Source organism: Mycobacterium sp. IS-1264 (assembly GCF_001954195.1).
Taxonomy (GTDB): Bacteria; Actinomycetota; Actinomycetes; order Mycobacteriales; family Mycobacteriaceae; genus Mycobacterium.
In genome coordinates, this window is sequence record NZ_MBES01000056.1 from 59382 (window position 1) to 79376 (window position 19995).

At 67.4% G+C, this 19995-nt stretch carries 21 protein-coding genes and 1 pseudogene; 10 read left to right on the forward strand and 12 right to left on the reverse strand.

Going from position 1 to position 19995, the window contains the following annotated elements; genetic code table 11:
* Positions 1-190 precede the first annotated feature (190 nt).
* The 3 genes from A5744_RS11640 to A5744_RS25020 all read right to left on the reverse strand — a co-directional run bounded on the left by A5744_RS11640 (position 191) and on the right by A5744_RS25020 (position 4647).
* A complete protein-coding gene (locus A5744_RS11640; RefSeq protein ID WP_076061093.1) occupies positions 191-1498 on the reverse strand; it encodes an ATP-binding protein in 1308 nt (435 codons plus the stop codon).
* A 249-nt stretch (positions 1499-1747) separates the two neighbouring features.
* Complete coding sequence (locus A5744_RS11645; RefSeq protein ID WP_076061095.1) at positions 1748-2911, reverse strand: FIST N-terminal domain-containing protein; 1164 nt, start codon at positions 2909-2911, stop codon at positions 1748-1750.
* Positions 2912-2940: 29 nt separating this feature from the next.
* Positions 2941-4647 (reverse strand): N-acetylmuramic acid 6-phosphate etherase, encoded by a 1707-nt coding sequence (locus A5744_RS25020; protein WP_240563027.1) that lies wholly within the window; start codon positions 4645-4647, stop codon positions 2941-2943.
* A 197-nt stretch (positions 4648-4844) separates the two neighbouring features.
* Here A5744_RS25020 and A5744_RS11660 point away from each other — a divergent pair, with 197 nt between their 5' ends.
* The 6 genes from A5744_RS11660 (at position 4845) to A5744_RS11685 (ending at position 10067) form a co-directional block, all read left to right on the forward strand.
* Positions 4845-5621, forward strand: coding sequence for a DUF3060 domain-containing protein (locus tag A5744_RS11660; RefSeq protein ID WP_076061097.1), 777 nt, complete (start codon positions 4845-4847; stop codon positions 5619-5621).
* A gap of 94 nt (positions 5622-5715) precedes the next feature.
* Positions 5716-6588, forward strand: a complete 873-nt coding sequence (locus A5744_RS11665; RefSeq protein ID WP_076061099.1) for an alpha/beta fold hydrolase — start codon at positions 5716-5718, stop codon at positions 6586-6588.
* A 29-nt stretch (positions 6589-6617) separates the two neighbouring features.
* Complete coding sequence (locus A5744_RS11670) at positions 6618-7109, forward strand: DUF309 domain-containing protein (protein ID WP_076061101.1); 492 nt, start codon at positions 6618-6620, stop codon at positions 7107-7109.
* A gap of 269 nt (positions 7110-7378) precedes the next feature.
* Positions 7379-8854: an MFS transporter gene (locus A5744_RS11675; RefSeq protein WP_076061103.1), complete on the forward strand. Its 1476-nt coding sequence runs from the start codon at positions 7379-7381 to the stop codon at positions 8852-8854.
* A gap of 9 nt (positions 8855-8863) precedes the next feature.
* Positions 8864-9448, forward strand: coding sequence for a TetR/AcrR family transcriptional regulator (locus tag A5744_RS11680; RefSeq protein WP_076061104.1), 585 nt, complete (start codon positions 8864-8866; stop codon positions 9446-9448).
* Positions 9449-9608: 160 nt separating this feature from the next.
* Positions 9609-10067: a DUF5994 family protein gene (locus tag A5744_RS11685; RefSeq protein ID WP_076061106.1), complete on the forward strand. Its 459-nt coding sequence runs from the start codon at positions 9609-9611 to the stop codon at positions 10065-10067.
* A gap of 4 nt (positions 10068-10071) precedes the next feature.
* On the opposite strand, the gene A5744_RS11690 is transcribed toward A5744_RS11685, so the two are convergent.
* The gene (locus tag A5744_RS11690) at positions 10072-11241 is read right to left on the reverse strand and encodes an acyl-CoA dehydrogenase (protein WP_076061108.1); all 1170 of its coding nucleotides are present in this window, start codon (positions 11239-11241) and stop codon (positions 10072-10074) included.
* 39 nt (positions 11242-11280) lie between these two features.
* Entirely contained in the window at positions 11281-12036 is a 756-nt protein-coding gene (locus A5744_RS11695) for a cutinase family protein (RefSeq protein WP_076061110.1), read from the reverse strand.
* Between the two features lie 309 nt (positions 12037-12345).
* On the opposite strand from A5744_RS11695, the gene A5744_RS11700 reads away from it, so the two are divergent.
* On the forward strand, positions 12346-13080 hold the full coding sequence (locus A5744_RS11700; protein WP_076061112.1) for an Rv3717 family N-acetylmuramoyl-L-alanine amidase: 735 nt from the start codon (positions 12346-12348) through the stop codon (positions 13078-13080).
* Here A5744_RS11700 and A5744_RS11705 read toward each other — a convergent pair.
* The gene (locus A5744_RS11705; RefSeq protein WP_076061114.1) at positions 13077-13388 is read right to left on the reverse strand and encodes a DUF202 domain-containing protein; all 312 of its coding nucleotides are present in this window, start codon (positions 13386-13388) and stop codon (positions 13077-13079) included. The two genes, A5744_RS11700 and A5744_RS11705, sit on opposite strands and share 4 nt — an antisense overlap.
* Complete coding sequence (locus A5744_RS11710; protein ID WP_076061116.1) at positions 13385-13753, reverse strand: DUF202 domain-containing protein; 369 nt, start codon at positions 13751-13753, stop codon at positions 13385-13387. Before A5744_RS11710 ends, A5744_RS11705 begins: the two co-directional genes overlap by 4 nt.
* 9 nt (positions 13754-13762) lie before the next feature.
* Between A5744_RS11710 and A5744_RS11715 the strand changes: the two genes are divergently transcribed.
* Positions 13763-14467 (forward strand): haloacid dehalogenase type II, encoded by a 705-nt coding sequence (locus tag A5744_RS11715; protein ID WP_076061200.1) that lies wholly within the window; start codon positions 13763-13765, stop codon positions 14465-14467.
* On the opposite strand, the gene A5744_RS11720 is transcribed toward A5744_RS11715, so the two are convergent.
* The 4 genes from A5744_RS11720 to A5744_RS11735 all read right to left on the reverse strand — a co-directional run bounded on the left by A5744_RS11720 (position 14464) and on the right by A5744_RS11735 (position 17312).
* Complete coding sequence (locus A5744_RS11720; protein ID WP_076061118.1) at positions 14464-14958, reverse strand: hypothetical protein; 495 nt, start codon at positions 14956-14958, stop codon at positions 14464-14466. The two genes, A5744_RS11715 and A5744_RS11720, sit on opposite strands and share 4 nt — an antisense overlap.
* Positions 14959-14968: 10 nt before the next feature.
* Positions 14969-15508, reverse strand: a complete 540-nt coding sequence (locus tag A5744_RS11725) for an ester cyclase (RefSeq protein ID WP_076061120.1) — start codon at positions 15506-15508, stop codon at positions 14969-14971.
* A 93-nt stretch (positions 15509-15601) separates the two neighbouring features.
* Complete coding sequence (locus A5744_RS11730; RefSeq protein WP_076061122.1) at positions 15602-16912, reverse strand: cytochrome P450; 1311 nt, start codon at positions 16910-16912, stop codon at positions 15602-15604.
* 52 nt (positions 16913-16964) lie between these two features.
* Positions 16965-17312, reverse strand: coding sequence for an MmpS family transport accessory protein (locus A5744_RS11735; protein WP_170874475.1), 348 nt, complete (start codon positions 17310-17312; stop codon positions 16965-16967).
* A gap of 73 nt (positions 17313-17385) precedes the next feature.
* Between A5744_RS11735 and A5744_RS11740 the strand changes: the two genes are divergently transcribed.
* Entirely contained in the window at positions 17386-18465 is a 1080-nt protein-coding gene (locus tag A5744_RS11740) for a dihydrodipicolinate reductase (protein ID WP_076061126.1), read from the forward strand.
* Positions 18462-19478, forward strand: a pseudogene (locus A5744_RS11745) (Hsp70 family protein); the annotation flags it as partial. The gene A5744_RS11740 and the pseudogene A5744_RS11745, both read left to right, overlap by 4 nt.
* Before the next feature lie 22 nt (positions 19479-19500).
* On the opposite strand, the gene A5744_RS11750 reads toward A5744_RS11745, so the two are convergent.
* A complete protein-coding gene (locus tag A5744_RS11750; RefSeq protein WP_076061129.1) occupies positions 19501-19965 on the reverse strand; it encodes a hypothetical protein in 465 nt (154 codons plus the stop codon).
* Between the last annotated feature and the right edge of the window lie 30 nt (positions 19966-19995).

Below are 19995 nucleotides of genomic sequence, written 5' to 3' on the forward strand. Positions count from 1 at the left end.
TCTACGCCGCAAGAGCTTTAATAGAATCGAATGAACTGGCTAGGGTGGCCAATTCTTAATTCATATCGGGCGTTACGGAACAAAGTTACGAAATGCGAGAGACGATCTCAACGCTAAGTACTAAATACACCGGCAAGGGTCAGGTCTGGTAGTGGTCGCAGTCGAAGGCGATGGGATAGAACCGATCGGGCTATAGGTAATGTCCTTGGGGCAGTTGGGGTTTGAAACGTCCGGATTGCACTGTGGCGATCAGACCCGCCTGCGTGACTGAACCGCTCGCAAGCACAGTGCGGCGCACAATCTCACGGATGTCCGCTCCGCTGGTATCAGCGCTGAAACGGGCGGCAACATTGTGTACCGCGACGCTCTCGCCGCCGGGCACGCCCCGTAGGTACGTGGACAGTATTTGGGCCGCGGCGTCGCGGGTGGGGTAGCCGATCTCGATGATCGAATCAAAGCGTGCAGTGCGGATAGCGGCAGCGTCCAGAGCGCTGATGTCATTGGTGGACGCCAAAGTCAAGATCGGAGCCGATGGATCGGTATCCATCACTGCCAGAAATTCCGACAACGCCCGGGCGTCACCACTCTTTCGCCGGTCGCCGACGATCAGATCGAGGTCTTCCAACACAATCAAGGTCGGGCCTAGGGTGCGCGCCTCCTTGTACACCCCGGCAAGCGCAGACTGCCCGGCGCGGGCGTCGACGATGATCGCGGTGAATGAACCGACCAGTTCGTTTGCGATCGCCTGGGAGATCACGGTCTTGCCTACCCCGGGCGGGCCGGCTAACAGCACACCGCGCCGAACACCCAACCCCAAACTCCTCATGAGCTCGCGATGGGTGGTGACGGCCGCGATGTTCAAGTCGATCTCTGACCAAACGGATTCGGGCACAATAACATTCGCGCGGTTAATGGCGGGCAGCTCACTGACTTCCAGCACCAGTCCGTCGTTTTCAGTCGCGGTCAGCGCGCGTCCGCGGAACAAGTTCTTGGCACCTTCGGCGTCGGCCATGATCGCGTCGATGACCGCCACGCCATATGACCGGTCGCCGGCGGAAGCGTAGATCTGCAGGCGGGGTCCGTCGCTGAAGGCGAACGCTTCGCTGAGCCGCACCACCAGCGGCGCGGGGGCAAGCTGTCCCTCGGCGAAGTACGCGGACAAGGCAGATGGCGGGGCCAGGTGTTGCTCGCCGATCTCGATGTGACCCCAAGTAGGCGGCTCGTCGTCATCACCAGGGCCGATGGCGGGATCGAACCGGTCAATCAGCGCCGCGATCGCTAAACCCACGGTGACGTGACCTATCGAAGAGAGCTTCCGTGATTCACACACCAAATCTGAGCCGGACCGACCCAGACTCGCCTGTAAGAACCCATCCAAGGTGGTTCGCGAGGTTACCGATCCGGCCAGGATCTGACCGACCAACTCCACTGCGCGGCGCACGTCCGCGTGCTCGCCGGCCAAGGCCGCCGCCACCGACGACGCTCCCAATTGAGACATGTCACGAAGTCTGCCGCCACCCACCGACAAGGCCGGAGCGACGGACACGGGTTTCCGCGGCAGCTGTGACGGGCAAGCGCGGCTCCCTGACAGCGTGCGTGAACTCCTGGTCGACCGCCGGGCGCCCATTGTGCATGCGTGGAGCAATGGATGTCAGGACCGGCACGTACACGCGTTCCCAACTTGGATCCGCCGGCTACCCGGCGCGAAGACCACACAACTACAGGAGCCCAGTCCGTAGGTAGCTGCTCATCTCATATCGTCGACAAATAGCGCCATCGAAGCGGTAAATCCGTGCAACGCGTTCCGGCCCGCGATCGGGCCGATCTCCCCGGCGGCGAAGAAGCCGGCGAGCGGAATCCCGCCAAGTAGTTCCTCGATCGCCGACGCGTCATGGTCGGCGACCCCGAACATTCGCCGGCCACGCCCGTTGCAGGTGAACAACAGCGCGCCAACCGGACGCCCGGGCAGCTCCGCCAAAGTCCGCTCTACGACCAGGCGCAGGTCCTTGTCGGCCCCCGCCGCGTCACGGACCTGGAACTGCACCGTCGCGCCGACCTCGACAACCTCGCCGATCTCGATCGCCCCGGTCGTTTCGTCGGCGCCGAGTAGGCCGCGGATCAGGAAGTCGCCCTGACCCGGAGCAGCGAGGTGCTCGTCGACGACGATCCCGATCGACAGCCCGTGGCTGACCAGTTCCTGCTCGTCGCGCGACAACCCCTCGACGATCTCGCGCAGGCGCTGCAGCGGCGGCCGGCCGCCCAACTCGGTGATCACCGTGCCGTCTTCGGCGCCGGTGACGATGTATGGGTTGCCGATCGGCCGGCAGCCCTGCGACACGATCGGAACACCGTGCACGCCAGGCAGGCGCACGCCCACGAGGCCGGAGGTGAGCACGCCGTGGTCGCGGAACAGCCGGGTCTCGCCGAGCCCCCGCCCACCGCTCACCACGCCCCCCACCACGGTCGTCCCCGGAAGGTCGGTGTTGAGGTGTTCGACGAGCAGGCTCGACGGGAACGTGTACGGGTCCGGCAGCAGCAGGTGCAGATCGTGCGCGGCCCGGTCGAACCGGTAACCCGTGATCAGGCCACCCGAGCCGGTGCGGACGAAGTCCAGCGCGAATGTCTCCGCGGCCAGGCCGGACGCCAGCCACACCGCCACCGCGGGCCCGTCCTCGATCTCGCGGCCGCCGGCGACGATCCCCTGGGCGACGCAACCGATCAGCGCGGGCGCCTCAACGATCCTTTGCACCGCGTCGAGGACATCGACGGCCTTGTCAGTGTGTGATCGCGATGCGAAGAGCACGGCCAGCGATGGCGCCTCACCCGCGAGCTCGTCGCGCGCGTGCGCTGCGGCCTCCACCGCGGCCGTTCGTGCGTCGGGCGCGGTGGAAACCCCGACTCCGATCCGCACCCCTCAATGATGCGCCGCCCCGGCCACACTCATGCCTGATCGAGCGCGTCTCGCAGGCGTCCACGGGCCCGGTCGAGCCGCACGGCGGCCTCGGCGGCGTCGACGCCCGCGAGCAGCGCGACGATCGCGGTCTTGGCGTGACCGCCCGCGGCGGCGAGCGCGGCGGTGGCGACCTCCTCGTCGACGCCGGCCACGTCACGGACGATCCGCACCGCGCGCCGGCGCAGCTTCGAGCTCGTCGCGCGCACGTCGACCATTCGCGGTCCGTAGGCCTTGCCGAGCGCGATCATCACGCTCGTTGAGAGCGTGTTGAGCACGATCTTGTGTGCCGTCCCCGCGGTCAGCCGCGTGGACCCGGCGAGAACCTCAGCGCTGGTGAGCAATTCGATTACGACGTCGGCAGACGCTTCACTGCCCGGGTTGTTGACGATCGCGACGGTCAGCGCGCCGGTCGCGCGCGCGTGCTCGAGCGCCCCGAGCACGTACGGCGTGCGGCCCGATGCCGTGATCCCGACGAGGGCATCGGCGGCCGTCAGGTCGGCGAGATCGACCGGGTTGAACGCGTCCTCCGCGCCCTCGATCGCCGCGGTCAGCGCCGCCGGCCCGCCGGCGATCACTCCGCGCACGAGGTCGGTGCCGAATGTGGGCCCGCACTCGGCCGCGTCGAGAACGCCGAGCCGCCCGGGCGTTCCGGCGCCGGCGTAGATCAGGCGGCCGCCGCGCTCGAGCCGTGCGGCGATCGCCTCGGCCGCCGCCGCGATCCGCGGAACCGCCGCCGCCACCGCGGCGTGCGTCTCGCCCTCGGCGGCGACGAGCAGCGCGACGACCTCGCCGATGGGCCGGGCGTCGAGGTCGTCCAGGTCTGGACGCACGGCTTCGGTAGCGAGCGCGTCGAGCCCTTGTGCCACAACGGTTTTGGCGGCCTGCACGCGGATCACATGCGGCTCGTGGATCGCGCCCAGCCGCAGCGCGCCGCCAAGCGCGTCGCCGGCGGCCGGGACGAGGTCGAGCTGCTCGCGCAGCGCCTCGACCCCTGTCAGGCCGCCGACCATCGCCACCGGGCCATCCCCGGCCGCGTGGGCCGTCGCGCCGAGCGCCTCGGCGGCGGCGCTGACGATCGCCGACGCCACGGAATCGTCTTGCGCGGCAAGGACTTCGGGCGCGAAGGAGGCGAGGGCGGCGGCTCCGGTGAGCTGGGCGGGCCAGGTCTCCGGCGCACCGAAGCGGGCGCGGGCGGCGTCGAGCAGCGTGGTGGTCGGGCCGCGGCCGTCGTGGGCGCGCAGCGCCGCGCGCAGCCCGGCGGTGCCGATCCACGCGCCGCCGCCCTCGTCACCCAGCCACGGGCCCCAGCCGTCGGCGGTCCGCAGCGTGCCATCGGCGCCGATCGCGAGCGCCACGACACCGGTGCCCACGATCAGGACCACACCCGGCTTCCCGTCCAGCGCGCCCGCGTGCGCGATCACGGCGTCGCTGGTCACCGCGACTCGCTCCGCCCGCAGCGAGGCCAGCAGCGCGTGGCCCAGCGCGCGCGCCGCGTCAGGCGCCGCGAGCGCCCCGGCGGCGCCCACAATCACCTCGTCGACCGGGCGGAAATCACCCGCGACGGCCAGGATCGCTGCCTCCGCGGCCCCCACACCGCCAGGCGCCGTGAGCCCCGGCGCGCCCGCCCCCTCGGCCCTCCGGCCGCCTGCCGCGGCCCGGCAGGACGTCTTGCCGAGGTCTACGGCCAGGATCACCCGAGCAATCCTGTCATGAGAGGTCGCGTGTTGACCAGGGCATCAACGATACCGCCATCATCGACTCCTTCGAATTACTTTCCAACACTTAGGATTTCGCTCACTGTGGCTACCCGCCCGCAGCTGGCGTCCTGAAACAGTCGGCTGAGCGGGAATTCAGGCTGGCCCCCGACCAGTACCTGTGGCACATTTGGCAAATGAAAGACGACGATCCCGAAAAGCGGATCCGCGAGCTAGAGCGCGGGCTTGCCGACGCGACGCCAACCGCCGACAGCACGCCATATATCGGGAGCGAGCCGTACGCGCCTCAGGCGCCGTATACCGGCGCTCCGACGTACTCGACAACGCCGACGTATGGCTACGGCACGCCACAGCCGCGACGCAGCCCGTCATTCTCGTGGTTGCTCGTGCTCGTCGTCCTGGGGATTCTCATCCCGGTCGTCGTGGGCCTGGTGATGATGTTCGTGAGGTCCAACCCCAGTGGGTCGATCATTGGAAGCATCGGCCCGAACTCGAAGCCCAGCAACGGCCCCACCGAAGTACCCCAAGGCGGCGACCTCCGAGTGGGCGGCAGCATGGAGACCAAGACGGTCGCCTGCAACGACGGGAACCTGACGCTCTATGGCACGGGCGGCACGTACACGGTCACCGGGCACTGCGCCAGCCTCAAAGTGGGCGGCTACAACAACAACGTCACCGTCGACAGCGCGGACACCCTGGAATCCAGCGGCTACAGCAACACGGTCACCGCCCACGCGTGCAACAACTGCAAGCTGACGCTGTCGGCCTACAGCATCGAATTCGAAGTCACCGGCCACGCCGCCAGCCTCACGATCTCGAGCTACGACAACAAAGTCACCGTCGACGCCGTCGACCGCATCAACGTCTCCGGCTACGACAACGTCGTCACCTATCACTCGGGCACGCCAAAGATCACCGACTCGGGCCGCTCCAATACGATCCACCGGGGCTGACGCCGGCCGCGACCTTTTCTTCGCGCGCCTAATGTTTTCTGCAACGATAGGGTCCACCGGGCCGGATCGGGACCAGAGGGGGTACTCGGTCGAAATGAACGAGTTGAAGTTTCTGGAGTTGCACGGCGATCGGATGGCCTACCGCGACGCCGGCGATGGGGAAGTGCTGCTGCTGATCCACGGCATGGCCGGGAGTTCGGCCACCTGGCGGGCCGTGCTACCGCAGCTGTCGAAAAAATTCCGGGTGCTCGCTCCGGATCTGCTGGGCCACGGCGAGTCGGCGAAACCCCGCAGTGACTACTCGTTGGGAGCGTTCGCGGTCTTGCTCCGCGATTTCCTCGACGAACTCGGCGTCAGCCAAGTCACTGTGGTCGGTCAATCGCTCGGCGGCGGTGTCGCCATGCAGTTCGCCTATCAGCACCCCGACTACGTCAACCGGTTGGTGCTCATCAGCAGCGGCGGCCTCGGTCCCGACGTCGGAATCATCCTACGGCTGCTCTCGGCGCCCGGCGCGGAGCTGCTGTTGCCGATCATCGCGCCGAAGCCGGTGCTCACCGTCGGCAACAAGCTCCGGTCATGGTTCAGGGGCGCCGGCATTCATTCGCCGCGCGGCGCCGAGACATGGAGCGCCTACTCGTCGCTGTCGGATCGGCAGACGCGGGCGTCCTTCCTGCGCACGCTGCGGTCCGTGGTCGATTACCGCGGGCAGGCGGTCAGCGCGCTGAACAGGCTGCAGGTGCGCGCCGACCTGCCGATCATGGCGATCTGGGGCGAGCGGGACAACATCATTCCTGTCGAGCACGCGTACGCCGCGGCGAAGGTGCGCACGGACGCCAGACTCGAGGTGCTGCCTCACGTCGGTCACTACCCGCACGTCGAGGCGCCGAACGAGGTGGTCGAGCTGATCGAGGACTTCATCGCGACCACCGACCGCCGCGACGTGGACAGCTCACAGCCGAGCTCCTAATACACAGCGCGGCTTGCCATGATGGGCGCATGGCCGAGCGTGATCGGGACGAATCGGGCCGACCCCGAAGTGCCCGCCCGCGTGATTCCTTGGGCCGACCGCTGCCCTATGGCAGTGAGGGCGTACCACGGATCCCCGATGACCTTGAGCTGGCACCGGCCGAAACCCTGGCCTCTGCCCAGGATCTGCTGGACCAGGGCCTGGCGTTCAGCGCGCACGAGGTCCTTGAGGCGGCCTGGAAGCACGGTCCGGAAGACGAACGGATGCTGTGGCAAGGCCTGGCGCAGCTCGCAGTTGGCATCACCCATGCCCAGCGCGGCAACGTCAAGGGGGCGACGAGTCTGCTGCGCAACGCGTCGGCCCGCCTTTCCCATGCCGACCGCCCGGGGCGCTACGGGACCGATGTCGCCGGTTTGGTGGATTTTGCGGATGCGCTGATCGACGACCTCGCGGCGGGTGTCGAGATCCCGCCGCAGCGGCTGCGACCACGTCTGGTGGTCGTCGAACCTGGTTGCAAGTAGCGGCTTTTGGAGCCTGCTGGCTCGCGTCGACGGATGGGGATGGCTCCGGCGCCTAGCGCGTTCGGAGTTCCTTCCGTCTTAGAACGCTCGTCGCGCACCCGGTCCTGATCCTCGACCGCACTGTCGCCCCGCCACCCACACGGCCGCTAGCGTGTATCTGGCCCCGGCAGCACGGGAGTCCTTCGGCATGATCGGTTTCCCGAACGGCTGGGACTTCGAGATCGCGGATGAGGCTTGCGAACGCGACGCGGTGGGTAATGGGGGTATCGATGAGTGACAGCGTGCAAACCGGAACCATCACCACCCAGGTGCCGGCGCGGCTGGACCGGTTGCCCTGGTCGCGGTTTCACTGGCGCGTCGTCGTCGGGCTGGGCGGCGTGTGGATCCTCGACGGGCTCGAGGTCACGATGGTCGGCAACGTGTCGGCCCGCCTGACCGAGAAGGGCAGCGGCATCGAGCTCACCCCCGCCGACATCGGCGTGGCGGCGGCGATCTACATCACCGGGGCGTGCCTGGGCGCGCTGTTCTTCGGCCACCTGACCGACCGCTTCGGCCGCCGCAACCTCTTCGTGCTGACCCTCATCGTGTATCTGACCGCCACCGTCGCCACCGCGTTCGCCTTCGCGCCGTGGTTTTTCTACCTGGCACGCTTCTTCACCGGCTCCGGCATCGGCGGCGAATATGCCGCCATCAACTCGGCCATCGACGAGCTGATCCCCGCACGGGTGCGCGGCCGCGTCGACCTGATCATCAACGGCACCTACTGGCTGGGTTCGGCCGCGGGCGCGGCCGGCGCACTGGTCCTCCTCGACACGGCGAACTTCGCCGCGAACATCGGCTGGCGGCTCGCGTTCGGCATTGGGGCCATCTTCGGCATCTTCGTGCTCGTCGTCCGGCGCAACGTCCCGGAAAGCCCACGCTGGCTGTTCATCCACGGGCGCGACGAGGAAGCCGAGCGGGTCGTCGGCGACATCGAAGCGGAAGTCCAAGAGCACACCGGCGAAGCGCTGCCCGAGCCACAAGGCCGGCCACTAAGAATCAGACAACGCGAGACCATCTCGTTCGTCGAGATCGCCCGGGTGGCATTCAAGCTCTACCCGCGCCGCGCGGTCCTGGGGCTGGCTCTCTTCATCGGGCAGGCCTTCCTCTACAACGGCGTGACCTTCAACCTGGGCACCCTGCTCAGCGGGTTCTACGGCGTCGCCTCCGGGGCGGTGCCGGTGTTCTTCATCCTGTGGGCGCTGAGCAATTTCTTCGGCCCGCTGCTGCTCGGGCACCTCTTCGACACCGTCGGCCGCAAACCGATGATCACCCTGACCTACATCGGCTCGGCCGTCGCTGTCGTCGTCCTCGCGGTCCTGTTCGTGACCAAGACCGGCGGCGCCTGGACGTTCATCGCGGTGCTCGCGGTCGCGTTCTTCCTGGCCTCGGCGGGTGCGAGCGCGGCCTACCTGACGGTCAGCGAGATCTTCCCGATGGAGACCCGGGCCCTGGCGATCGCGTTCTTCTACGCGGTGGGCACGGCGATCGGCGGGATCACCGGGCCGCTGCTCTTCGGCCAGCTGATCAACTCCGGAGATCGCAGCCAGGTGGTCTGGTCGTTTTTGATCGGCGCGGTCGTGATGGCCGCCGCCGGCCTGGTCGAGCTGTGGCTCGGTGTCGCCGCCGAGCGCCGACCGCTCGAAGAACTGGCCCTGCCGCTGACCGTGGCCGACGCCGACGAGCCGGACGAGAAAAGCCCGTAACCTGGCACGGTGGCTGCGCGGAAACCCCCGTCGACCCGCCTGTCGGTCCAGGACTGGCTGCAGGCCGGCTACGCCGTGCTCGCCGAGGAGGGCGTGCGCGCGCTGAAGGTCGAACGGCTCTGCCAGCAGCTGGGCGTGACCCGGGGCAGCTTCTACTGGCACTTCGAGGACATGGACGGCTATCGCGCCGCGCTCGTCGAATCCTGGAACACTTTCCTCGAGCGTGACCGCCAATCCCTGGCCGAGCTCGATGCGCTGCCACCGCGGGAACGGTTGTCCGCCATGATGATTGACTTGGTCAGCCCTCAGCATTGGATGCTGGAGCGCGCGATGCGCGAGTGGGCGCGCACGGACCGGGTGGCGGCCGCGAACATCCGCGCCGCCGACCGACGCCTCCTGCAAACCGTCGCAAAGGCCTACGCCGACTACGGTTTTGGCCCCGACGACGCCAAGCTGCGAGCGGAGTTGACCTTCGCGGCGGGGATCGGGCTGCTGCACCTCGCCGCTTCCGCCGAGCAGGCGCAGTCCGTCGCGCAGCGAGAACGATTCCTCGACCTCATGCTGGCCGATCCCGTGGACGGTGCCCAACGCTAGTGGCGTAGCGTCGACAGTGAGCCGTTTCGTTGTCGGCGGTCGTCCACCGCTCTCCGCGGCATGACATCACGGGCAATGTGATTCCTCCGGCGCCCCGCACCCGCGGGGCGGTGACGCCGTCCGTGAAGGAACATCCGTGGATCGTCCAGAGCTGTCGGCAATGACCCATCCGATTAGGGCTCGACGCCGAGCCGACCCGGTGCGGGTTTCCGTGGCTTGCGAATTAGGCCACGACATCGACGGTGCCTGGTGGCCACGGGTAGACCGCATCACGAATGAATTGCCGAACCTTGTCGAGACCCTGACGCCGTTGCTCGGAGCGATCGCGTCGATCAATGTCAACTGGCCACCGCTGCAACGACCACCCGATTTCAACTCTCCGGGATGGGAGGGCAGACAGCAGCACGTGATGACGATCAGCGGGTGCGATGCGCGTGCCAACCTATTGATCATTCCGTATGCGACCTACAGCGCGCTCGCCCTGATGGTGATGCGCCGGGCCGCCAACCTGTCGATCGAACCCGCCGACTGCAAGAAACCCGCATTCCTTATGGCGGGCTCGATTCTGCACGCCGCCCAGCTGCAGCAATCGCGGACCAAGCTCGCCGGCCCGTCGTAAGCACTCAGATCATCGCGATCGGCGAGATCTTCGCGCCAATTGCCAAGGCCCCGGCCAACTCTCGGCCGACGTCGTAGTCGAACACGACATGGCCGGCCGCGATGTCGACGTCGCGCTTTGCGCGCTGCAATGGGTTCGCCAAGAAGTGCGCGCTGGCCCCGGCGGCTTCCATCAGATCGGCGATGACCGACCGACACTCGTGCACGGTGTGGGCAGCTGCCATGCGCGCGTTGGCGCGTGTCGATCGTCGGACGCGCTCGCCGCTGACCACGATGCGCTCGATCTCGTCGGCGGTCTCGGCGGTCAATGCGCGCACTGCGCGCAGCCGCACGTTGGCATCGGCGAGCCTGATCTGGGCGGCGGGCTGATCCTTCTGCGCCACACCGCTATACGCGAGCACCCGGCTGGCCAGCCGTTGGGCGAATAGCTCGGTCACCCGTTCGGCGGCCCCGAGGACCGGCATCGCCGCTGTCAGCGCGAGCGCCGGCACCAGCGGCCACCGATACGTCGCCACTCCGTGGAACTGCGCTCCCGGCGCGGTTCCGCCGTAGATGTGCGACACCGCGACGATGCGGTGCTCGGGCACGAAGACATCGTCGGCCAAGAGGTCGTGAGAACCGGTGCCGCGCATGCCCGAGGTGTGCCACACGTCGGCGACCTCGACCTCGCCGGCCGGCACCGCCAGAAGCGACGGGCTGACACCGTCCGGTCGCTCGATCAGCGCCGCGACGATCACCCAATCCGCATCCATCGCCCCTGTCGCCCACGACCACCGCCCCGTCAGGCGCACCCCGCCGTCCGCCGCGGCGCCGCGCCCGGTCGGGGCCAGGGGAGCGGGCGCGAGGACCGGTCCCGAGGCGAACACTTCCTCCTGAAGCCGCGGATCGAACAGCGACAGCATCCAGTTGTGCAATGCATAAAAACCCAGCGTCCACGCGCTCGAGGCGCAGCCGTGCGCCATCCGCCGGATCGGTCCGAGCAGCTCGGGGAACGACGCCTCGATGCCGCCGAACCGGGCCGGAAGCAACAGCCGGATCAGGTCGGTCCGCCTGAACTCGCTGACCGTCTCCGCGGGCAGGCGCCTTAGCCGCTCGGCCTCGTCGGCACGTTCGGCCAGCCGCGCGACGAATTCATCGGTAATCCCGTGCAGGGGGCGGACATCGACGGCGGACATGCCGTCGACCGTAACATACTTTTTTGTATGGTCAGCAGGTCAGCTGCCGAAACCCCCGTGTGGCGAATTCACCACGGTCGCCGGACCCGCTGCAGACCCGTTGATGCGACTGGCGGCGAATTCCGCGCCCTTGGCAACGATGTCGCCGTCGGCCGCGTAGGTGTCGTGCGCGGCGAAATTCATGCCGTCGGAGCACACCGGGTCCTCGGGGGCGCAGACCTTGATGGTCTTGGCCGCGTAGGTCGGCCCGATGACGACCGGGGGCTGGCCCAGGAAGTCCATGGCCCTAACGTTCGGCATTCCGAACAGCACGACGGCGGCGACGTGGTTGGCCACGTCGGGCGACAGCGGTTTCGGCACTGTCGCGGGGTCGACCCCGTCGGGCACCGCCGCGGAGGTGACGAAGCCCATCACGGCCGCGCCCTGGGAGTAGCCGCTGAGCACCATCTTGGTCTGCGGGCAGCTTGCCGCCTCGGACTGGACGTGCGCGCCGGCGTCCCGGATGCCGTCGACGCCCGTCTGCCACTCCTGGCTGGCGGGGTAGTTAACCGGATAGACATCCATCGACTTCGGGGCGATGCGCCCGCGCAAGTTATCGACGAATGCCTGTCCCGTCGGACCGACCCCGGGATCCTCACCGGTGCCGCGGGCGAACAACACCTCGACGTCCGGACATCCCTGGGCGGATGAGATGGGGGCAGACACGACGGAACCGCTGAGCCCAGCGGCCGCGAGTACTGCAGGAGCAAGAAAACGAATGACATTACCGGCGGTCATGCCGCAATATTTGCCCATTCCAGCACCTCCCAAACCTAAGAATTTCCAGAGGACTTCATAATTATTCCCTCACACCGCGGGGGCATCCGCAAGTCACTCGCCGAAAGGAACCGTCCCCATTGCATCGGGCCCGCGAAGCCAAGTTTGCTGCGGTTCGCGCGGGCGTTAGCGGTGCGTGGACTGCCGAGCTTGGCCAATCACCGGATTGTGGACCACATTTGGCGGCCACGGCCACGTCTTGGTGGGAGTTTCGCGGAGAGGCGTCGCCAAACATGTTGCTGGCCAGCCCAATACTCGTTGCCGCGGGCCAATTGCTAGCATCGCGCGATGGACGCTGTCTCCAGGCGTGACCTCCTGAAGTACGCCGGCGTCGCGCCGGCGGTGCTGGGTGCCGCGACGCTGGGCGCCCCACCCGCCGCCGCCGCGGGCACGGCCGTCTTCCTCGACCCGGGCCACAACGCAGTGAACGACGCGTCGATAAACCAGCAAGTCCCCAACGGGCGGGGCGGCACCAAGGCCTGCCAGGCGTCGGGCGCCGCCACCAACGACGGCTATTCGGAGCACGCGTTTACGTGGGACGTCGTCCAGCGAATTAGCGGCTCGCTCAATCAGATGGGCGTGCGCACCCAGCTGTCGCGGGACAACGACAACTCCGTCGGTCCCTGCGTCGACCAGCGCGCCGCGCAGGCCAATGCGATGCGCCCCGACGCGATCGTCAGCATCCACGCCGACGGCGGTCCGCCGTCGGGCAGCGGATTCCACGTCAACTACTCCAGCCCGCCATTGAACGCCGCGCAATCCGGGCCCGCGATTCAGCTGGCCCACACCATGCGCGATGCGTTGGTCCAGGCGGGCCTGCGGCCGTCCAACTACATCGGCTCCGACGGCCTTTACGGCCGCGACGACCTCGCCGGCCTGAACCTCGCCGACTACCCCGCGATCCTCGTCGAACTCGGCAACATGAAAAACGCCGCCGAGGCCGCGCGCATGGAAAGCCCGGACGGCCGGGCGGCGTATGCCGCGGCTGTCGTCCGGGGGATCGCGGCGTACCTGAAGCTCTAGACGAGCTGCGTCACCGCCGTCACGACAACGAGCACCAGCACGGAAATCCCGACGACGTACACCGGGGTCCGAGCGGTGATCCGGGCCGGCATCGGCCGCCGGCCCAGTGTGCGCTGGCGTTGCAGGGCGATCACGAAGCTGCACAGCGCCGCGGCCGCGGCCAACGCGGCCGGGATGAGCGCCGCCGGCTCCGTCGCGCCGTGCCAGTCCTTGATCGTCAACAGCACGCCGTTGACCAGAAACGCGAACGACGTCCGCGTCCAGGCCAGGATCGTGCGTTCCGCCGCCAGACTGGCCGGCCGGGTCAACCCGCGACCGCCTTGAGGACGACCAGGCCGAGCGCGATGATGCCGACCACGCTGAGGCCGATCGCCAGGAACACCGGCGAGGGATGACGGGGCAGCGGATCGCCGCGGCGCATCGCGCGATCGGCCTGCTGCCAGCGCATCAGACCCATCACGCTGGTGAGGGTCGCCAGCAGCGCGAGACCTACCCCGAGCAGTCGGCGCGAGCCGGGGATCGCCAGCTCCGGGACGAGCTGGACGAGGGCGACGGCCGCCGCGAGCAGGCCCAGCGCGGTGCGCTGCCAGGCCAAGAACGTCCGCTCGTTGGCGAAGGTGAACCGGTAGTCGAGTTCTTCGTGCTCTTCTGCGCTGTCGGCCACGAGGCACATCGTTGCATGATGGGGCCCGTGGTCAAGGCATTGTTGTTCGACGTGCAGGGCACGGCGACCGATTTTCACTCCACCGTGTGCGGCGAGGCCCAGCGTCTCAGTGCCGGGCGGCACCCGGGCGTCGATTGGGGTGACGTGGTGCGGCGTTGGCGCGCAGCCTATTTCGCCGCGTTAGGGACCTCGCCGGGCACGCGCTGGGTTTCGGTGCACTCGGTGTATCGCTCGTCGTTGGACACCGTCCTGGAGGAGTGCGGCATCGGGGGCTTTTCGGATGCCGAGCGCGACGAGCTGACCCTGGCCTGGCAGCGGCTGGCGCCCTGGCCGGATGTGGTGCCGGGGCTGACGCGGCTGAGGGGCGCGTTCACGTTGGCCACGCTGTCGAACGCCGACGTCTCGGCGGTGATCAACATTTCCAAGCGGGCGGGATTGCCCTGGGATGCCGTCTTTGCCGCCGAGATGGCCGGGGTGTTCAAGCCCGATCCGGCGATCTATCGCATGGCCGCGACCTACCTGGGTCACGATCCCGCGGACGTCATGATGGTGGCAAGCCACAAGTACGACATCCGCGCGGCGGCCCGGCTCGGGTTCCGCACGGCATTCGTCGCGCGCCCTTTGGAATTCGGGCCCGGCGTCGAAGCCGACGTCGCCTACTCCGACGAATTCGACGTCAACGCGGCCGACTTCGTCGACCTCGCCGCACAGTTGGGGTGCTAGGGTCGGTGCGCCGAACGCGTCAGCGGCTGACCGTTGGCGCCTTGCAGCAAGCAGATGACGGTGCTCGGGGTGGGATTGGCGCCGGTTCGGTCCTGGTTCGAGTCGATGAGATAGGTGATCGAAAAGGGGCTGCCGTCAACGGATTGTCCGGTATACGGCGCGAATCCTTCGTTGCAGTCCTTGTTGGCGACGATGGCGACGGCTTTGTCGACGGCCAACGGACCTCGCAGATACACCTCGGCCAAATGCGGTGTGGCGCAGTCGACGGCGGTGACGGTCACCCGGCTCAGATCGATTGGCGGAAGGTCGGCCACGCAGTCGCCGACCTGCAGGTCGACCCATTTCACGGTGTGCGAGCTCAGCTTTGTGGCCGCCGTCGCGGATGGCGTCGCCGTCGCGTGCGGCGTGATGGTGTTTCTGGCTGGCTCGGAACCGCAGGCGGCCAGCAATGCGCTGGCGGCTAGGCCGCATATCGCGTAAAGGGCCCGCATGCAGCGCAGTTTACGCGGAAGTCAGTGCCGGGTCAGGCTTTTCGGACGACATGGACAGGAAGCCGCGCACGCACCGCGCGGCCAGCAGCCAGTTCGACGGCCTCCTCATGTTCAGCCCGCCCAGCAGCTGCTTGATCATGGTCAGGGTGTCGAAGTAAATGCGTTCGCACACAAGCGTTTCCGTGTCGTCGAACACGAAGTAGGCATTCATGCGGACCCGGAACCGGCTGCCGGTGGGCGGAACCTTGCCGAGATAACCGCGGTGTGTGCCCATCAACCAGAACTCGACGATCACCGCGTCGGCGCTGTGTCGCAGCGCGATGATCTCGTGGTCCTGGTCGGGAAACGCAGTGCGGGTGTAGTGGTAATAGGCGCGCACCGCCTCGTCGCCGTCGTGGACGACCATCTGCGGGATCAGCTCGTAGCGGGGGTGCGGGAACGTGGACAGCACGTCGTCCCAGGCCTGGCGGACCTCGTCGTGGAAGTGGTCGAGCACGAGTTTCTCGCGGGCGGCCAGCACCTCGGGAGGGGGAAACGCGGGAATGGTCACGCTGGTTAGCGTAAGCCCCGAATTGCCCGGCGAGCAGACGCAGAATCGCACGGGATCATTGGCAATTGTGCGATTCTGCGTCTGCTCGCGGAGCTAACCGCGTGGGGGAGTCCAGGCGACCGGCAGGGTCTTGATGCCGTGAATGAATTGCGACAGCAGCCGCGCGGGTTCCTCCGTCGCGACGATGTCGGGGATTTCGCGGCGCAATTCGTCGAACGCAACCCGGATCTCCCGTCGGGCCAGGTTGGCGCCGAGGCAGAAATGGGCGCCCCCGCCGCCGAAGCCGAGATGCGGATTGGGGTCGCGCGTGATGTCGAAAGCCCACGGATTGGCGAACTTTGACTCGTCGCGATTCGCCGAGTTGTACCACAGCGCGACCTTGTCGCCGGCCGCCATCTTGGTGCCGCTGAGCTCGAAGTCTCGGGTCAGCGTTCGTCGCATGTAGACAACGGGGGAGGCCCACCGCACGATCTCCTCGACCGCGGTGGGTGCGAGATTCTCGTAGTCCGACCACCACTTTTCGCGTTGCTCGGGATACCGCGACAGGGCCAGCACGCCGTGGCTGATCGCGTTGCGCGTGGTCTCGTTGCCGGCCACCACCAACAGGATGAAGAAGGACGCGATTTCCGACGACGAAAGCCGGTCCCCGTCGACCTCGGCCTCCACCAGGCTCGTGGTCAGATCGTCGTGATGGTTGACGCGCCGGTCCTCCGCCAGCGCGGTGGCGTACGCGCCGATCTCCATCGAAACCCCGATGAACTCCTCGAAATCCGTCGTCAGGTCGGGGTCCCCGAACCCGAGAATCACGTTGGTCCAATGGAATACGCGCTGATGGTCCTCCTCGGGAATCCCCATCATGTCGCAGATGATCTGCAACGGCAGCGGCCCGGCGAGCTCGGTGACCAGATCGGCTTCCCCGTCGGGATGATTGGCGATCAGCGAGGCGACCAAGCGGTGCGCCCGCTCGCGCACCGACGCCTCGATGCGGGCGACCACCTTCGGCGTGAACGCGCGGCTGACGATCGAGCGCAGCCGCTGGTGTCGCGGATCGTCGAGGACGATCATCGAGCCGAAGTACTCGGCGATCTCGGGCGCATTCTCGTTGATCGTGATGTTGGGGCTGGAGCTGAAGATGTCCGGATGGCGGCTGGCGAAGTGAACGTCGTCGAGCTTGGTCAGCGCCCAATACCCATTGCCCGACTCGAACCCCTCCATCTCGATGGCGGGCCAGAACGAGATCGGGGCCTCCCGGCGCAAGGTCGCGAACGCGCCGTCGCGAACGTCGTCGTCGAGGGCCCAGAAATCAAGCGACTCGAGATGAATGTCGGCAAGCGGGATGTCCGGCGGTGGCGTCCCGTTTTGCCGCGTCGCTATGCCCTTTTTGGGACCCGTCGTAAGGCTCACCTAGGCCCTCCTTCGCCGTTGAAGAGGTGACACTGGCGAGCCTAGACCGTCGTCAGTGCGTACAGAGGGTTCTGGTGGGTGAGCCCACCGTCGCCGTCGCCTTGCTCACTTCGTTGCCGTCGAGCAGAATCCTGCAGGTCAAGGGGCCCGGCCCCTGTGCGCTGATGACGAATACCTGGCCCCCGAACGCGGTGAACTGCGTCGACCACGGCAGTGGCGCGTTCACCTGGCGCTGCTGACCGGCATCGGTTTGGTAGGAGATGTATTGCGCGACGCCGGGACCACTCACCTCGTACTGGACCTTGGGGTTCTGGGGTATGGCGTTGGCCACGCCGCACGCGTTCGCGACCCCGATCCCGATCGCGAACACGAGCGTCGGTCCGCGCAGATGCTTCGTCATGGATGTCATCGTGTCATCACGGGCATCGCCTGGTCTATAGGGTGAACGCGGGGCTGACGATCGGAAGGTGCGCATGACGGATTCGAAGCGTGTGGTGGTCTGGGGCACTGGCTTCGTCGGCAGGATGGTGATCGCCGAGATCGTCAAGCATCCGGTGTTCGAGTTGGTGGGCGTCGGCGTCAGCAACCCGGACAAGGTCGGCCGCGACGTCGGCGAGATCTGCGGGTTGCCCGAGCCGGTGGGCATCCTCGCCACCGACGACGTCGACGCCCTGATCGCGTTGAAGCCCGACGCGTTGGTCCACTACGGCCCGACGGCCATGCACGCCAAGGACAACATCGCGCTGATCACCCGCTTCCTGCGGGCCGGAATCGACGTGTGCTCCACCGCGATGACGCCGTGGGTCTGGCCGACGATGCACCTCAACCCGCCCAACTGGATCGCGCCGATCACCGAAGCCTGCGAGCTGGGCGAGTCGTCCTGCTTCACCACCGGCATCGACCCGGGATTCGCCAACGACCTGTTCCCCATGACGCTGATGGGCCTGTGCTCAGAAGTGCGGCGGGTGCGGGCGTCGGAATTGCTGGACTACACCAACTACGAGGGCGACTACGAAGTCGAGATGGGCATCGGCCGCGAGCCGGAATACAGCCCGATGCTGGAGAACAGTGACGTGTTGATCTTCGCGTGGGGGGCCACGGTCCCGATGATCGCCCACGCCGCCGGCATCATGCTCGACGAGATCACCACCACCTGGGACAAGTGGGTGACCCCGACGGAGCGGCACTCCGCCAGGGGTGTCATCAAGCCGGGACATGTTGCCGCCGTCCGGTTCACCATCAACGGGATCTACCAGGGCGAGACGCGCATCCAGCTCGAACACGTCAACCGCATCGGGCTCGACGCGGCGCCCGACTGGCCGACGGGACATGACAACGACGTCTACCGGGTCGATATCGAGGGGACGCCGAGCATCTTCCAGGAGACCGCGTTCCGGTTCACCGACGGCTCGGGCCGCGACGCGGCGACGGCCGGATGCCTGGCGACTGGAATGCGGGCGTTGAACGCTGTTCCCGCGGTCAACGACCTGCGGCCAGGCTGGGTCACGCCGCTCGACCTGCCGCTGATCGCGGGCGCCGGAAACATCCGGTGACCGGAGCAAGCCCCGCGCTGGGGTTGTCGGTCGGTGCCACCAACCTGGCGGCCGTCACCGCCGACCACGCCCTTACCCGCAAGCCCGTCCTGACCCTGTATCGGCAACGCTCACCGGAGGTCGGCGTCCCGTCGGAAAACCCTCAGCTGGGCGAGCCGGGCCTGGTGATCACCGACTTCGTCCAGCGGGTGGGAGACCCGGCCGGAATCGTCGCGGCCGACGGCTCAACCCATCGCAGCGAGGCATTGCTCGCCGACGGGTTGCGCGCGCTGGCCGTCGCCGCCACCTGTGGACGCGCCTTGCCCGAGAACATCGCGGTGACGTATCCCGCCCACTGGGAAGCGACGGCGGTGGACGCCTTGGGCTCGGCGTTGAGCCGGCTGGCCGAATGGTCGAACCGGCCGTTGACCTTGATCTCCGATGCCGCGGCGGCCCTGTTCGCCGTCCGGGCGAACCCGGGCATACCGGCCCGCGGGACAGTGGCGGTGTGCGATTTCGGCGGCAGCGGGACCAGCATCACGATGCTGGACGCCGGCGACGATCACCCGGTGGCCGCGACCGTGCGCCACCCCGACTTCTCCGGCGACCTGATCGATCAGGCGGTGCTGACCGCAGTCATGGCGGTTTTGCCGGACGCGGGCTTTTTCGACCCGCCCGGCACGTCGGCGGTCGGCTCGCTCAGCCGACTGCGCGCCGCCTGCCGAAGCGCCAAGGAGGGGCTCTCGTCGCACACGGTGGTCGCGCTGGGGTTGCCCGGGGTGAGCGACGAGGTCCGGTTCACCAGGGCTGAATTCGACGGCGCAATCCACGATTCGCTCGACGATTTCGTTTCGGTCTTGGATGAAACGTTGGCGCACAACGGAATTCGCGAGTTGGTCGCGGTGATCTCGGTAGGGGGCGGGGCGCATATCCCGGCCGTCACCACCACGCTGTCGGGCCATCTTGGGGTGCCGGTTGTCACCACGCCGCGCCCGCACCTGACGGCGGCCGTCGGCGCCGCGCTGCGCGCGGCTGGCGCGGGCGCCTTAACCTAGCTCAGCGCTTTTCGCCCTTGTTCTCCTCTTTTGCGGCTTCGCGAAGTTCCTCGTTAAAGGCTTTGTCCTTCTCGATCTGCTCTTGCTTGCCGAGGTTCTCGGTACCTTGGTCTTCGTCGCCTTGGTCCTCGCCCTGATTCTCGGCTCGGTCCTCGGTGCCTTTGTCGCTCGCGCCTTTGTCGCTCGCGCCTTTGTCGCTCGCGCCTTTGTCGCTCGCGCCTTTGTCGCTCGCGCCCTGGTCCTCGGCGCCTTCCCCGCCCTTCGGGTTGCCCTCGTCGTCCAGCCAGTCGTTGACCGCCGTGCCCGAGACCATTCCACTGGTGCCGGGCAGCACCAGGGTGGGCCGGTCTTCGTAGGCCGTCATCATTTCGGCGGCCTTTTCCTTTTGCTCCTCGTCGGGCTCTGGTTTCTCAGTTAACTGCTGGCCCTCTTCTTGACCAGCGTCTTTGTCGTCCTGCACGCTCATGGCGGCTACCCCCTTCCGAGTTGCAGTCTC

Bases quoted from the DNA above. Each gene is read 5' to 3' on its own strand.
- A5744_RS11735 (WP_170874475.1), bottom strand. From the start codon at position 17,312: ATGACGAAGCATCTGCGCGGACCGACGCTCGTGTTCGCGATCGGGATC.
- A5744_RS11720 (WP_076061118.1), bottom strand. From the start codon at position 14,958: ATGCGGGCCCTTTACGCGATATGCGGCCTAGCCGCCAGCGCATTGCTG.
- A5744_RS11640 (WP_076061093.1), bottom strand. From the start codon at position 1,498: ATGTCTCAATTGGGAGCGTCGTCGGTGGCGGCGGCCTTGGCCGGCGAG.
- A5744_RS11695 (WP_076061110.1), bottom strand. From the start codon at position 12,036: ATGGGCAAATATTGCGGCATGACCGCCGGTAATGTCATTCGTTTTCTT.
- A5744_RS11750 (WP_076061129.1), bottom strand. From the start codon at position 19,965: ATGAGCGTGCAGGACGACAAAGACGCTGGTCAAGAAGAGGGCCAGCAG.
- A5744_RS11675 (WP_076061103.1), top strand. From the start codon at position 7,379: ATGAGTGACAGCGTGCAAACCGGAACCATCACCACCCAGGTGCCGGCG.
- A5744_RS11710 (WP_076061116.1), bottom strand. From the start codon at position 13,753: ATGTGCCTCGTGGCCGACAGCGCAGAAGAGCACGAAGAACTCGACTAC.
- A5744_RS11685 (WP_076061106.1), top strand. From the start codon at position 9,609: ATGACCCATCCGATTAGGGCTCGACGCCGAGCCGACCCGGTGCGGGTT.
- A5744_RS11690 (WP_076061108.1), bottom strand. From the start codon at position 11,241: ATGTCCGCCGTCGATGTCCGCCCCCTGCACGGGATTACCGATGAATTC.
- A5744_RS11665 (WP_076061099.1), top strand. From the start codon at position 5,716: ATGAACGAGTTGAAGTTTCTGGAGTTGCACGGCGATCGGATGGCCTAC.
- A5744_RS11740 (WP_076061126.1), top strand. From the start codon at position 17,386: ATGACGGATTCGAAGCGTGTGGTGGTCTGGGGCACTGGCTTCGTCGGC.
- A5744_RS11660 (WP_076061097.1), top strand. From the start codon at position 4,845: ATGAAAGACGACGATCCCGAAAAGCGGATCCGCGAGCTAGAGCGCGGG.
- A5744_RS11700 (WP_076061112.1), top strand. From the start codon at position 12,346: ATGGACGCTGTCTCCAGGCGTGACCTCCTGAAGTACGCCGGCGTCGCG.
- A5744_RS11670 (WP_076061101.1), top strand. From the start codon at position 6,618: ATGGCCGAGCGTGATCGGGACGAATCGGGCCGACCCCGAAGTGCCCGC.
- A5744_RS11715 (WP_076061200.1), top strand. From the start codon at position 13,763: ATGGGGCCCGTGGTCAAGGCATTGTTGTTCGACGTGCAGGGCACGGCG.